Raw genomic sequence first — 13,541 nt, forward strand, 5'->3', positions numbered from 1 at the left:
GATCGAGGTTGCTGTATAAGTAAAGCGTTTACATGAATGAATCTGTAAACCGGCTGCTTCGCGACGATACGTCCAGGATATGTTCGCGCTGCTCATCCTTCCTGCTGTTGTCATGGTCCATGGTTGCTTGTTCAGGCGCTCTCTCCTCTTGTCTATGAGATCGGCAAGGCTTTCCTCGCCGTGCAAAGTTATCCTTATCCTATTTGTCGGCTTTGCCGCGTTAAAACTTTATAGCAAACGACGCCAGAACAAAAAAACTCCTCCCCGGGGTAAACACGACCGGAAAGGAGTATGCTAAGGTGCAGAGACTACGGGCGTATCCGTTTGCGCATCATGTCCATCGGCTGAACCGGCTGTTCGCATCGCATGACGATCGGCTGCAGCGGATGGCGAGCGGCGTCTAGCTTATTCCCAGCTTCATCGGTAATCTCGCCGACCACTTGTTTGAATCCGGTGCCGTTCGGACCGAAAAATTCAACTTCTTGACCCGGCTTGAAATGATTACGCTGCTGAATGACCGCAAGGCCGGTAGATTCGTCATACGAGAGCACGACGCCTGCAAAATCGTACGGCGCCGCTTTATCTTCCGGTCCGTAAATATGATCTTCTGCGCCTGGCGTGTCATAGAAAAATCCTGTGTTAAGCGGACGGTTCGCGGCTTTCTGAATATCATGCAGCCACTCTTCCTTCAGCTCATAATTATCGGGATCCGCCATATAAGAATCAATCGCTTGACGATACGCATGAACGACGGTTGCCACGTAGTGCAGGCTTTTCATGCGCCCCTCGATTTTGAAGCTGTCAACGCCGACCTCAATCAGGTCCGGCACGTTCTCAAGCATGCATAAGTCTTTGGAGCCCATCGTAAATTGATCTTCGTCCATGCCATACACTTGAATGTCGTCCTCATACAAATCGTACTTCCAGCGGCATGATTGGCAGCACCCGCCCCGGTTGGAGTCGCGATCCGTAAAATGGTTCGAGAGCACGCAGCGTCCCGAATACGACGAGCACATCGCGCCGTGGATAAAGGCTTCGATCTCGACGTCCACGTTCGCTTTAATCTCCGCGATTTCTTCTAGGCTGGCTTCACGGGCGAGCACGACGCGCGGCATGCCTTCTTCTTTCCAAAATTGCACAGCCTGCCAGTTCATCGTCGATTGCTGCGTGCTGACATGCACCTCCAGCTTCGGCGCGACGCGCTGAGCCGTCTCCATGATAATCGGGTCGGCCGCGATAATCGCCGCGATCCCCGCTTCTTCCAAGCCGCGCAAATAATCCTCCAGCCCTGCCAGATCCTCGTTGTGCGCATAGATGTTCGTCGCGACGAACACTTTGGCGCCGTATCGGGCTGCGAATTCTACGCCTTCCTTCATTTCTTCGAATGTGAAGTTGTCTGCATTCGAACGCAGCCCATAATGCTGGCCGCCGATATATACCGCATCCGCCCCATAATGGACGGCGAACTTAAGTTTTTCCAGATTGCCTGCCGGAGCAAGCAGCTCAGGCCGGTCCAGACGGTGACGTTTTCCCGTAAAACGCGGTTTCGTCTTCGTTGCCATGGCCGTGCACCTCCTGATTGTGTTTCGCGATGTCGTCAGATCGTGACCTGATCAATACACTTGTTCTTTATAGAAGAACCCATAGGATAACTCGCGATTCGGATCTTGTAAAGCTTGAATTGCTTCCAGCCACGATTCGTTGAACCGGTAGCCGTCCGGATCGGCGGCATACGCGTCGATGGCCGCACGATAAGCGCGAATCACGGTTTCATTATATTCGGCGGATTTGAGCAGCGTCTCGATTCGGAAGCTGTCGATACCCGCTTCCATCAACTCATGCAAATTCTCGATCATGCACAAATCGTCCGCGCTCATAATATGCGTGCCATTGGCATCTTCGTAAATCGGATACCGTTCATTCGGACGCTCCGCTTCCATTAAATACAAACCTTCTTCAATCGTGCCTTGCGGCACCCCTTTTCCGGGTAGTTGGATCGGCTGCTCGCCAGCGCCTTCGCTTTGGTGGTCGATATAGTTGCGAACGAGCGGACGTTTGGAATGATAAATATTCGTCAAGCCATGTACTTGCACTTGAATTTCAAGAGAAGATTTAGCTTTCGTCTCCAGCACCTGCTCCATGTTAAGCTCCCGTGCGGTAATAAAGCGAGTAGCGCCGCGTCTTCCCCAATAATCCGCCGTAGCGTAGTTCGTGGACGTCATCTCCGCATTCCAATGGAGTGCCGTCCCCGCCGCTTCGGCACGCGCCGTCATCAGCACGGCCGGATCACCGAACACGATCGCGTCCACGCCTGCTTCCACGACTTGTTTCATATACTCAGGCAGGGTACGAACGGTATCATTATCCAAGACGTTATTTATGGCCGCATAAATCTTTATCCCGTGCGGTTTGGCGTAGGCTACCGCTTCTGCGATCTGTTCGACCGAGAAATCGCCCGGCAGACGAACGCCGTAACGAGATTCCCCGATCACGAATGCGTCGGCTCCGGCTTCCGCGAACCGCTTTAATTCCTCCACTGAAGCAGCGCCGGATAATAGTTCGGGCTTCGTTGCCATCATGCGCCCTCCTTCTCATCGAGTTCGTAGTTAGTTTTGCGTCGAAGTTTCGTTGCTCTTGCGAATGTTGCGGTTGTGTTCGCTGAACGTGCGGGCGAACAAGTGCTCGTTTGAGCCATCCTTCTTTGTCACGTAGAATAGGAATTCCGAGGTTTCGGGATATAACGCCGCTTCAATCGACTTCAAACTCGGCGACGCAATCGGTCCAGGCGGCAATCCGTTCGTTTTGTACGTGTTGTAGGGACTTTCGACCTCCAGGTCTTTCACCAACAGCCTTTCTTTTTGTTTGTCGAGCAAATATTGCACGGTCGCGTCGATTTGCAGCGGCATCTTGGCCTTCAACCGGTTGTAGATGACACCTGCGACGAGCGCTCTTTCCTTGTCCACGACGACTTCGCGTTCGACCAAGGAGGCAATAGTCATCAATTCATGGAAAGTAACGCCGCGCTCTTTCATCGCCTCTTCCCATTCTTCCGGCAAGGAAACCAGCTTGCGATCGAGCTCTTTGAGCATGCGGTCCATAATTTGTTCCGCCGTGCTTCCTTTCTCCATCTCGTAGGTTTCTGGGAACAAATAACCTTCCAGTCGGTGCTTGAGGTCTTTGTTATCCGGGATGCCGCGAATCGCCTCGACATCGGCCCATTGGCTTGTCCCGTCCGCTAGCGCGAGGAATGCATCCCGATCGACAAGCCCCTCTTTGCTTAAGGCATCCGCGATCTGCTTGACCGTGAATCCTTCCGGTATCGTAAAGCGAATCGTCTCGGCTTCCACCGTTTCGCCTGCATTCAATTTCGCGATGACCGCGTCGATATCCATGCCGGGAGTAAGTTCATATGTCCCTGCCTGGAACCGCGATCCTTCATCTTTATACCGCAAATAATATTTGAAAATAAAGCCGTTTCGGATAATCCCTTGGTCTTCCAGTACTTGCGCAAACTCAAACGGCGACATGCCGTTCTCCAATACGACCTCGCGAACGTCGCCCGCGGGAGCAGGTCGCAAACCGTTCCAAATATAAAAGGCAATGCTTGCTGCAATAACAATAAAGAGTCCAAGAAGCGAGGTAATCACCCACAGCGTGATCCGTGCTTTTGACGGCCCTCTGCGCGCGCTACGACCCGCGTCTTGCGCTCCTTTCACTGGCTGCTTCTGATAATCCAAGCTCAGGTCCTCCATTTCGGCTGCGGTACGGGTAGCTAAGACTGCTTAGGCTTCAAATGCCGTGGAAAAGGGACGGCCTTAGACCGCCCCTGCTTCCAAGCATCTTCAAATCATCGACCAATCGCTTCCGTCGTCGAACCAGCCTTAAGGCTGTTCTTCGCCGATAAACAACAGGTCGTCGTAAGCTTCCGCCGCATCTTCCCATTCATCTTCGTCGTCAATCGACTCAAGCTCGGGCTCTCCGCCGTCCTGTTGGACGATCCGGAAAAATGCGACTTCGTCTTCCTTGCGCATCGCTTCGGTTTGCAAACCGGCATACATCTGTTCGCCGATCCGGAATTCCGCCGCGATCTGGAATGGTTCTGTTCCTCCGTCTTCGCCGACAAGCTCGACCTCGCGGCCGTAAATCGGACCCAAAACGGATATGCGTTCAACTGGTTTCAAACGTCTGACGCTCCTTTCGACCTACGCAGCTTAATGCGCTAGTCGTTCTCGTCGATCTCGGCGAGCAGGGTGTTGAACGTTTCTTCAACCATGTTCCACTCTTCCTCGTCGTCGATCGTGTACAGCTTCAGGTCGTCGCCTTCTTCTTCATATCGGAACGCGTACACCTCGTCTGCTTCTTCGTCGTCTTCCTCGGCATTCAGCGGAACGACCATCATATATTTTTGATCGGAGCCATCCACCTCAAACTTCATGACAACCTCGAACTCTTCCTCATTGCCGTCCTCGTCCGGAATGTAGATGATTTCTGGTTCTTCGAACTGCATGTCGTCCTTTGTCATCGTAACCCTCACCTTTTCGTTTTAGAATCGAGATAATTTTGCAAAATGAGCGTTGCCGCCATTTTGTCCACCACTAATTTTCGCTTCTTCCGGCTGACGTCTGCTTCGATGAGCGTTCGCTCGGCTGCGACCGTCGTCAACCTTTCGTCCCAAAGGTGAACGGGTAAGTTTAGTTTTTGCTGCAAGGATTGTGCGAATGCGATGCAAATTTCGCCACGCGGACCGACGGTGCCATTCATATTTTTGGGCAAACCGACCACGATCTCGCTTACTTCATGTTCCTTCGTCAGCGCGGCGATCTCGTCGAGTTCGCCGTCGTCACGCCGCTTCTGTACGACCTTTACCGGTTGCGCGGTCCAGCCGAACGCGTCGCTGACGGCGATGCCGATGTTGCGGTCGCCGTAATCAATGCCCATGACGCGCATGCGACTTTCATCCCCTTATCGTGCTGAACGGTCTTATTGGCGGTGCTGACTTAAGTAAGAGCGGACAAGCTCTTCGATCAGCTCATCGCGTTCCTTCCTGCGAATGAGACTTCTGGCATTGTTATGCCGCGGAATGTATGCGGGGTCTCCGGACAGCAAATAGCCGACGATCTGGTTGATCGGATTGTAGTCCTTCTCCTGCAGCGCATTATAGACGGATAACAAGATGTCCTTCGAAGAAGTTTCAAGTCCCTCTGCCTTTACATCGAACTTCATCGTTCTGTCCATGGAATTCATCGCCAGCACCTCACTTTCCAAGCCGCTTAACAGCCGTTTGATATTCTTATCATATCACATTTGCCTGCGAGAGAACCAGTTCTTCGGCAATTCGGAGCGCCTCTTCCAGCTTGGACGGATCTTTGCCGCCGGCTTGGGCCATATCCGGACGACCGCCGCCGCCGCCGCCGCAAACCGCTGCCGCTTCTTTGATGATTTTACCCGCGTTGAAGCCCTGCTTCACCAGCTCCGGCGATACGGACACGACCAGGTTGACTTTGCCTTCTGCCGCCGCGCCCAGTACGATGACAGCATTCGCCACCTTCGTCTTCAGCTCATCCGCGATACCGCGAAGCGCATCCATATTCGGGGCGCTTACTTTGGCGGCCAGCACACTGACGCCGCCCACCGTCTTGACCGACGATTCCAACGAACCCGCTTCAATGCGGCTTAGTTTGCCCTGCAGCGATTCGTTTTCGCGGCTAAGCTCCTTCACCTGCGCATGCAGCGCGTCGATCCGCTTCGGTACGTCGACGGCATTCGATTTCAGCAGTCCCGCCGCTTGCTTAAGCAGCTCCAGCTGGCTTTCGACGTATTCGTATGCGTGTTGGCCCGTTACGGCTTCGATCCGGCGCACCCCCGAACCGATGCCGCTCTCGCCGAGCAGCTTGAACAGTCCGATCTGCGCCGTGTTCGTAACATGGCAGCCGCCGCACAGCTCGATGCTGTAATCGCCGACGCGAACGACGCGAACCGTGTCGCCGTATTTCTCGCCGAACAGCGCCATTGCGCCCTGAGCCTTCGCTTCGGCGATTGGCATCGTGCTGATTTGAAGCGGCGTGCCCAACCAAATTTGCTCGTTCACGCGACGTTCGATATCAGCCAGCTCTTCCGCGCTGATACCGCCGAAATGCGAGAAGTCGAAACGGAGACGATCCGGCTCAACGAGCGATCCCGCTTGATTGACGTGCTCGCCCAGCACATCCTTGAGCGCGCGATGCAGCAAGTGGGTCGCCGTATGGTTCTTGATGATCGCTTCGCGCGTGCGTGCCGTGACGGCGGCGCGAACCGCTGCGCCCGTCTGAAGCGTGCCGCTCTCGACGAAGCCATGATGAACCGTTTGACCGTGTGGCGCTTTCGTGACGTCTTCGACTTGCAGCACGAATCCGTCGCCGATGATCGTGCCTTTATCGCCGATTTGGCCGCCGCTCTCCGCGTAGAATGGCGTACGATCGAGCAGCACGAGCACGCGGGCGCCTTCCTCGGCGGATTCGACGAGCGCGCTTCCGTCCACGATCGCTTTCACGACGGCGCCTTCCAGCGTCAGATCGTTATAGCCGACGAATTCGGACTTCTCCGTGTAATCCGCCAACGGGCCGCCTTGCACGTTCATGCTGCCGGTATCTTGGCGTGCCGCGCGTGCGCGTTCGCGCTGCGCGTCCATCGCCGCATCGAATCCGGCGCGGTCGACCGTGAAGCCTTGCTCGGACGCGTAATCTTCGGTGAGGTCGAACGGGAAGCCGTACGTATCGTAGAGCTTGAACGCATCTTGACCGCCGATTTCCGTTTGGCCAGCTTGACGTGCATGTTTAACCAAATCCGCCAGAAGCGCCAAACCGTCGGACAATGTTTCGTGGAAACGCTCTTCCTCCGTGCGGATAACCTTCTCGATGAATTCACGCTTGTCCACGACTTCCGGATAGTAAACGCCCATAATGCCGCCCACAATGCTGACCAGTTCATGCAGGAACGGACGGTCGACGCCGAGCGTTTTGCCGTAGCGGACCGCGCGGCGAAGCAGACGGCGGATGACATAGCCGCGGCCTTCGTTGGACGGCAGAACGCCGTCGCCTACCGCGAATGCCACGGTGCGGATATGATCGGCGATGACTTTGAGCGCTACGTCGTGATCCGCGTTGACTTTGTAACGTACGCCGGCAATCTCGCACGTCCGCTCGATGATCGGCATGAACAGGTCGGTGTCGAAGTTCGAATCGACGTCCTGCAAGATCGACGTGAGCCGCTCGAGACCCGCGCCCGTATCGATGTTCTTATTCGGAAGCGGCGTGTAGCTGCCGTCTTTATTATGATTATATTGCGAGAACACGAGATTCCATACTTCCAGGAAGCGCTCGTTCTCGCCGCCCGGCCAGCATTCCGGATCGTTCAGATCGCCGTATTTGTCTCCGCGATCATAAAAGATCTCCGTACAAGGGCCGCACGGACCTTCGCCGATATCCCAGAAGTTCTCCTCGAGCTTGTAAATGCGCTCGGCTGGCAAGCCGATTTTCTCGTTCCAGTAACGGTATGCCTCTTCATCCTCTGGATACACCGTGACCGATAAACGATTCGGGTCGAAGCCGATATGCTTCGGGTCGGTCAGGAACTCCCACGCCCACGTGATGACTTCTTCTTTGAAATAATCGCCGATCGAGAAGTTGCCGAGCATTTCGAAGAACGTATGGTGACGGCGGGTTTTGCCGACGTTCTCGATATCGTTGGTGCGAATGCACTTTTGGGAGTTGGCGATTCTCGGGTTATCGGGGATGACCCGGCCGTCAAAATACGCCTTAAGCGGCGCCATGCCCGCGTTGATCCAGAGCAGCGACGGATCGTTGTGCGGCACGAGCGATGCGCTCGGTTCGATTTTGTGTCCTTTGCTCTCGAAGAATGCAAGCCATTTGGAACGGATTTCTGCAGCTTTCATGTTCTCCATGCCTCCAGTGACGTGAATAGTGACGGTGACGCTATATTAGTTGACCAACAACGTACGAACAATATAATTGCTGCGCAAGAGTGATGATCTTACGATCGCTGTTGTTCACGGTTATCTTTAGATATAATGTTCAAGGTTGATAACCCACACAAAGGCGAACGCTTCGCTTCTTCAGATTCATCAATCTTTCTCCGCACAATTGTTCGTTTCGTTAATTCCAACTGATATAGCTTGAATGATGAAAAAACAAAAAACGCCCCTGTCTATAACAGGGACGATCATTCGCGGTACCACCCTGGTTATTGCCTGCTCTCGCTCTCGAAAGAAACGAAGGAGACAATCTCCTCTGCGGACGCTAACGGGTCCAGCCGGTGGAGTTCTTCCACTCTCCGAAACGAGCTTTCCGCCATTCTTCTTCATTGAAACTTTCCCAGCCTACGCGGTCGAACATACGGCCGCGAAGAAGTTTCATCTCTGGTTGAAGGGCTATGGCGTACTTCATGTTTCATCGCCGATTTAACATTATGACGATAATCGTCTACTTTTTAGTATATCGGTATTTCATCCCAGCTGTCAAATCATACGATCTTTCGTCTAACGTAGTAGGCGAATAGATGCTGGACAACCACCTTGGCCGCCGCGAAGATCGGCACCGCCAAAATCATGCCGACGATGCCCGCCAGTTCTCCGCCGACGAGCAGCACGAAAATAATCGATAGCGGATGCATGTGCAGCGTTCGACCAACGACCTGAGGCGAGATCACATTGCCCTCGAGAATCTGGCAGAGCGTGTTGATAACGACGACCAGCAGCATCATTTTGAATGAGATCGTGGAAGCTACCACCAGCGCCGGAGCAGCCCCGATGAACGGGCCCAAGTACGGGATGATGTTCGTGACCGCCACGATGCTCGCGAGCAGCAGCGGGTACGGAAGGCCGATGATCCAATAACCCAGGTAAGCCAATCCACCCACAATCACGCAGACGAGAAATTGCCCCCGAATATAGCTGCCGAGCGCGGCGTCAATATCTTTGAGCATGCGAACCGCGTGCTTTCGGTGCGGCTTGGGCACATATGTCAAAATCGTCCGTTCGAACACTTCGAAATCCTTCAAAATATAAAACGCGAGAAACGGGATAATGAACGCGATGAATACGACGTTCAGCATGGCCCCGATATTATTAATGAAGGAAAATACGGCTTCGGTCGCCATCTTCTCCAGCTTGTACAGCGAATTGTTGATGCTCCCTCTGAAGCTCTCCGGCAAATAAGAGGAATTGTTCAAGTCGTTGACGAGGCTATGCGCGCGCATCGTCAAGTCCGGCATGTGGTGGTTCAATTCCTGCAGCTGCTCCATGAACATGGGGATCGCATTAATCAGAATAACGGCCAGCGACGCGCAAAATACCGCATAGATGAGCAATACCGCGAAGGTTCGAGGCACTTTACGCTCATGGAGCAGGCTCACGATCGGATTCAAGACGTACGAGATGATCATCGCGATCAAGAAAGGTGCGAAAACCGCTTTGAGGAACGCGTATATATGCACGATGATCGGCTTCACGAGCAGCAGCAAATAGAGGGCAATCAGCCCCAAGATCAGAAACACGAGCGCTCTGAACAGACGGCTGTTCGTAAAACGTTCCACGTCCGCTCCCCTCCTTTCCTCACCGCAGTTTGTACAAGTATATGTACAACTTCCCCGTTTCATCCCCTTCAGGAAAACACAGCACGATCAGGCGGACAACGGCAAAAAAGACGGCCTCCGCCAGGCGGAAACCGTCTCTTAGGTTCATCGTTATTAATTCGCGTGCACTTGGGTGATCTCGTCCTCGAAGAAAAGATCGTCGAGCGAGCTCAGCGTACCGTCCTCTTCCACCTGGAAGACGGACATCTTGTCGCCGTTCACGGTCAATTCAATAAAGCAGCCCCAGCAATAGAACTGGTGGGAACCGATTTTACCGATATCTTTCGAGTTGCAGTTGGGACATCTCATCATACATTTCTCCCTATATCCGAATCAGAAGCTGCGACGGGCTCCAGCAGCAGCTCGCTGCCGGCCGGAACGATGATCGCATCATTGCCGAGCATGACGGTGTCGGGATCCTTCGGAACGGGCAGCCACTTGCGGCCATCCATAATATCCGCAATAAAACCGTCGGTTAGCTCATAGCCTACTATTTGTGTACCCTGTAAATCACTAAAATAAACATCGGAGACGCGTCCAAGCTGTTCACCGTCCGTCGTGACGACCATCAGGTCCTTCAAGCGAACGGGGCCGTTGTGAAAGGAGCGGTGCACGTCGGCTTTACCGGCATGGCTGACTGCCGTCTCGCTAGCAATCAGCACGGCATCATCGCCGCATTTGACGACGTCCGTCCATAAGACGGATTTCATCGCGGTAAAAAATCGCCGGCCCGCATCAAGCACGATTCCGGTCAGCTGCCAGTGTTCGTCGAACCAGGCGTCCTTCACGTGACCGACCTGCTTACCCGAGTGAAGCTCCAATACGGGAAGACCGATGACATGTTGAAGTTTAATCACGGCGACTGGAGTCCTCCTAAGCGTTAGTACGGATGCGATTCAAGAAAGTTGCAATTTTCTTGTGCGCCCGCTCAAGTTCCTCCAAAGTATTCCCCAAACCGAAACTAAACCGGACGGCGGACGTCAAACGCGCTTCGGAAATTCCCATGGCGATCAGCACGTGCGACGGTTCGATCGCCCCGGCCGTGCAAGCCGAGCCTCCGGATACGGCAATACCAGCCAAGTCAAAATTCATGAGCAAGGTCTCGGTGTCGGAACCGATAAAGCTGAGGTTCGCGATGTGCGGCAGCGTCTCGGTCGGGTGGCCGTTCACCGCGATTCGTTCGGCGCCGTAGGTACCTTTCATGCGTTCTATCCAATTAAGACGAAGCTTGTCCAGAAAAAGTTTCTTCTCCGTCAAGGAATTCACAGCAAGCTCGGCGGCAGCGGCAAAGCCGGCCGCGCCGGCGAGATTCTCGGTTCCCGCCCGGCGCTTGCGCTCCTGGGAGCCGCCGAATAACAGAGGTTCAAACGGAAGATGTTTCGCTATATACAAAGCGCCAATCCCTTGCGGACCGTTGATTTTGTGCGCGGAGAAACTCATCAGATCCACGGGCAGCATCTTCAGGTCGATCGGAATCGAACCGAGCGCCTGCACGGCGTCCACATGAAACGGAATGCCGCGTTCGCGCGCGATCGTCCCGATCGCTTCGATCGGCTGGATCGTTCCCGTCTCGTTGTTGGCGTACATGACAGTGATAAGCGCCGTATCCGGACGTATCGCGGCCTCGACATCGGCAGGCGACACAAGACCCGACGCATCGACCGAAAGCACAGTAAGCTCAAATCCTTCCTTCTGCAGCGCTTCGCATGTCCGTAATACGGCATGATGTTCGACCGAAGAAGTAATGATGTGAGCTTTCCCTTGTTTATGCATCGCTCTTGCCACACCGGCAATCGCGGCGTTATCGCTTTCGGTTCCGCCTGATGTGAAATACAGCTCGTTCGGCGCGCAGCCTACCGCTGCGGCGATCCGCTCGCGCGATCGGCCGAGCAGCGCTTTGGCCGCGCGTCCGAAGCTGTGCGTGCTCGAGGCATTCCCGAACGTCTCTTTATATACAGCCATCATGGCATCGGCCACATCGGGATGAAGCGGCGACGATGCGGCATGATCAAAATAGATACGTTCCATAAACATTCCGTCCTTACAAAAGGCCCGGCTTTCGCATACGGACGCCGGACCGCTGTTAGTTTGCTAGATGTAGAACATGTAGGAGTCCTGCGAGCCTTCTTCTTTGTACGTGACCAGATCCTCGAGCGTTGTCGAGTCGAGCACTTCGGCAATGCTGTCGCGAATACGCAGCCACAAGTTGCGCTTGGCCGGATCATCCTCTTCCGTAAAATCGACCGGTGAGATCGGACCTTCGAGAATTCGAATGACGTCCCCTGCCGTGATCGATTCCGGGGTTCTCGAGAGAATGTATCCTCCATATGCCCCGCGGATGCTCTTCACCAATCCGGCGTTGCGTAGCGGCGCGATCAATTGCTCCAAATAGTGCTCCGATAAACCGTTACGCTCAGCAATGCTCTTGAGCGAGGTTGGGCCTTCGCCGAACTTGGCAGCAAGCTCCATCATAATCGTCAACCCGTAACGGCCTTTAGTCGATATCTTCAACTATGACACCTCTTCTTTCGATCCCGAGAATGCATATGCGGAAATCAAGTCATGCCTTCACCACATACATCAATAAAACTTGGTATTCCCATATCATATCTATGTTAACATATCCTCGGCCGTTTTGGGTAAAAAAGCATGACATTCTCATGAAAAATACGTTTCATCTGTGCTACAATAGAGAAACTTGCGGTGCGGGGCGAAAGTCCCGCCCGTTTTATCATAGAAGGTGGTGGTATTACGATGAATCAAGATAACAGCAGCATCCGGATCGTCGTCGGCATGTCCGGTGGCGTCGATTCCTCCGTGACTGCCCTATTGCTGAAACAACAGGGCTACGATGTAATCGGCATATTCATGAAAAACTGGGACGATACCGATGAATTCGGCCACTGTACGGCCGAAGACGATGCAGAGGACGTGCGCCGCGTCTGCGAGCAGATCGGCATTCCCTACTATACGGTTAACTTCGAACAAGCCTATCACGACAAGGTATTCGCTTACTTCCTGGACGAATACCGCCGCGGGCGGACGCCGAATCCGGACGTCATGTGCAACCGCGAAATCAAATTCGGCGATTTCCTGAAGAAGGCGCTCGACCTCGGCGCCGACTATTTGGCCACCGGCCATTACGCGCGGGTCGAACGCGATGCGGACGGCACGACTCGCCTGCTTCGCGGCGTAGACGGCAACAAGGATCAGACGTATTTCCTGCACGCGCTCGGACAAGACCAATTGGCCAAGGCGATGTTCCCAATCGGCCATCTGCCGAAGCCTGAAGTCCGCCGTCTCGCGGAAGAAGCCGGGCTTGCGACCGCGAAGAAGAAGGACAGCACCGGCGTCTGTTTTATCGGCGAGCGCAATTTCAAATCCTTCCTGAGCGGTTACTTGCCTGCTCAGCCCGGACCTATGATCGACCTGGTCACCGGCGAAGAGAAAGGCCGCCACGACGGCCTGATGTATTACACGCTCGGCCAGCGCCAAGGTCTCGGTATCGGCGGTTCGGGCACAGGCGAGCCGTGGTTCGTCGCTTCGAAAGACTTGAAGGAAAATATTCTGTACGTCGTGCAGGGCGATAAACATCCGAGTCTCTACTCGTACGGCTTGACCGCGACCGGCGTGAATTGGATCTCCGGGGCGCTGCCGGAAGGTTCTGTTCGCTGCACGGCCAAATTCCGATACCGCCAGCCTGACCAAGGCGTCACGATTACGTTCCGCGCGGACGGCACGACGGCCGATGTCGTCTTCGATGCTCCGCAAAAAGCGATCACGCACGGCCAAGCAGTCGTCTTCTACGAAGGCGATGTCTGCCTAGGCGGAGGCACGATCGATCAGGTGCAATTCGAGCCGCATGCGGGATAACGAGCAAAGGTAGCGCTGCGCTGTGAGCCAGCTCAAAAAGG

The 13,541-nt window shown here is 54.3% G+C and carries 14 protein-coding genes; 1 reads left to right on the top strand and 13 read right to left on the bottom strand.

Annotated features, from left to right (window positions below; translation table 11 throughout):
* Positions 1 to 308 precede the first annotated feature (308 nt).
* The 13 genes from ACFSKT_RS18640 to cymR all read right to left on the bottom strand — a co-directional run bounded on the left by ACFSKT_RS18640 (position 309) and on the right by cymR (position 12,138).
* Complete coding sequence (locus tag ACFSKT_RS18640; RefSeq protein ID WP_377718690.1) at positions 309 to 1,562, bottom strand: peptidase U32 family protein; 1,254 nt, start codon at positions 1,560 to 1,562, stop codon at positions 309 to 311.
* Positions 1,563 to 1,613: 51 nt separating this feature from the next.
* The gene (locus tag ACFSKT_RS18645; protein WP_377718778.1) at positions 1,614 to 2,576 is read right to left on the bottom strand and encodes a peptidase U32 family protein; all 963 of its coding nucleotides are present in this window, start codon (positions 2,574 to 2,576) and stop codon (positions 1,614 to 1,616) included.
* A 30-nt stretch (positions 2,577 to 2,606) separates the two neighbouring features.
* Complete coding sequence (mltG, locus tag ACFSKT_RS18650; protein ID WP_377718689.1) at positions 2,607 to 3,737, bottom strand: endolytic transglycosylase MltG; 1,131 nt, start codon at positions 3,735 to 3,737, stop codon at positions 2,607 to 2,609.
* Between the two features lie 144 nt (positions 3,738 to 3,881).
* Entirely contained in the window at positions 3,882 to 4,181 is a 300-nt protein-coding gene (locus ACFSKT_RS18655; RefSeq protein WP_377718688.1) for a DUF1292 domain-containing protein, read from the bottom strand.
* A 38-nt stretch (positions 4,182 to 4,219) separates the two neighbouring features.
* Positions 4,220 to 4,522, bottom strand: coding sequence for a DUF1292 domain-containing protein (locus ACFSKT_RS18660; RefSeq protein ID WP_148930238.1), 303 nt, complete (start codon positions 4,520 to 4,522; stop codon positions 4,220 to 4,222).
* Between the two features lie 8 nt (positions 4,523 to 4,530).
* Entirely contained in the window at positions 4,531 to 4,947 is a 417-nt protein-coding gene (gene ruvX, locus ACFSKT_RS18665) for a Holliday junction resolvase RuvX (RefSeq protein WP_377718687.1), read from the bottom strand.
* 33 nt (positions 4,948 to 4,980) lie between these two features.
* On the bottom strand, positions 4,981 to 5,244 hold the full coding sequence (locus ACFSKT_RS18670) for an IreB family regulatory phosphoprotein (protein WP_148930240.1): 264 nt from the start codon (positions 5,242 to 5,244) through the stop codon (positions 4,981 to 4,983).
* 49 nt (positions 5,245 to 5,293) lie between these two features.
* Positions 5,294 to 7,930 (bottom strand): alanine--tRNA ligase, encoded by a 2,637-nt coding sequence (gene alaS / locus ACFSKT_RS18675; RefSeq protein ID WP_377718686.1) that lies wholly within the window; start codon positions 7,928 to 7,930, stop codon positions 5,294 to 5,296.
* 587 nt (positions 7,931 to 8,517) lie between these two features.
* The gene (locus ACFSKT_RS18680; RefSeq protein WP_377718685.1) at positions 8,518 to 9,588 is read right to left on the bottom strand and encodes an AI-2E family transporter; all 1,071 of its coding nucleotides are present in this window, start codon (positions 9,586 to 9,588) and stop codon (positions 8,518 to 8,520) included.
* Between the two features lie 153 nt (positions 9,589 to 9,741).
* Positions 9,742 to 9,939 (bottom strand): hypothetical protein, encoded by a 198-nt coding sequence (locus tag ACFSKT_RS18685; protein WP_148930243.1) that lies wholly within the window; start codon positions 9,937 to 9,939, stop codon positions 9,742 to 9,744.
* Complete coding sequence (locus tag ACFSKT_RS18690) at positions 9,936 to 10,484, bottom strand: PRC-barrel domain-containing protein (RefSeq protein WP_377718684.1); 549 nt, start codon at positions 10,482 to 10,484, stop codon at positions 9,936 to 9,938. The genes ACFSKT_RS18685 and ACFSKT_RS18690 overlap by 4 nt, the downstream gene beginning before the upstream one ends.
* 16 nt (positions 10,485 to 10,500) lie before the next feature.
* The gene (locus ACFSKT_RS18695) at positions 10,501 to 11,655 is read right to left on the bottom strand and encodes a cysteine desulfurase family protein (RefSeq protein WP_377718683.1); all 1,155 of its coding nucleotides are present in this window, start codon (positions 11,653 to 11,655) and stop codon (positions 10,501 to 10,503) included.
* A gap of 63 nt (positions 11,656 to 11,718) precedes the next feature.
* Positions 11,719 to 12,138 carry a cysteine metabolism transcriptional regulator CymR gene (cymR, locus tag ACFSKT_RS18700; protein WP_377718682.1) on the bottom strand — a complete coding sequence of 140 codons (420 nt, stop codon included), beginning with the start codon at positions 12,136 to 12,138 and terminating at the stop codon, positions 11,719 to 11,721.
* 243 nt (positions 12,139 to 12,381) lie between these two features.
* On the opposite strand from cymR, the gene mnmA reads away from it, so the two are divergent.
* Complete coding sequence (gene mnmA / locus ACFSKT_RS18705; RefSeq protein ID WP_377718681.1) at positions 12,382 to 13,500, top strand: tRNA 2-thiouridine(34) synthase MnmA; 1,119 nt, start codon at positions 12,382 to 12,384, stop codon at positions 13,498 to 13,500.
* The last annotated feature ends 41 nt before the right edge of the window (positions 13,501 to 13,541 follow it).

Source organism: Paenibacillus xanthanilyticus (assembly GCF_042682185.1).
Taxonomy (GTDB): domain Bacteria; phylum Bacillota; class Bacilli; order Paenibacillales; family Paenibacillaceae; genus Paenibacillus_Z; species Paenibacillus_Z xanthanilyticus.

Coding starts and splice junctions, on each gene's coding strand:
- mnmA (WP_377718681.1), top strand. CDS start 12,382: ATGAATCAAGATAACAGCAGCATCCGGATCGTCGTCGGCATGTCCGGT.
- ACFSKT_RS18695 (WP_377718683.1), bottom strand. CDS start 11,655: ATGGAACGTATCTATTTTGATCATGCCGCATCGTCGCCGCTTCATCCC.
- ACFSKT_RS18685 (WP_148930243.1), bottom strand. CDS start 9,939: ATGATGAGATGTCCCAACTGCAACTCGAAAGATATCGGTAAAATCGGT.
- ACFSKT_RS18670 (WP_148930240.1), bottom strand. CDS start 5,244: ATGAATTCCATGGACAGAACGATGAAGTTCGATGTAAAGGCAGAGGGA.
- ruvX (WP_377718687.1), bottom strand. CDS start 4,947: ATGCGCGTCATGGGCATTGATTACGGCGACCGCAACATCGGCATCGCC.
- ACFSKT_RS18640 (WP_377718690.1), bottom strand. CDS start 1,562: ATGGCAACGAAGACGAAACCGCGTTTTACGGGAAAACGTCACCGTCTG.
- ACFSKT_RS18660 (WP_148930238.1), bottom strand. CDS start 4,522: ATGACAAAGGACGACATGCAGTTCGAAGAACCAGAAATCATCTACATT.
- alaS (WP_377718686.1), bottom strand. CDS start 7,930: ATGAAAGCTGCAGAAATCCGTTCCAAATGGCTTGCATTCTTCGAGAGC.
- ACFSKT_RS18645 (WP_377718778.1), bottom strand. CDS start 2,576: ATGGCAACGAAGCCCGAACTATTATCCGGCGCTGCTTCAGTGGAGGAA.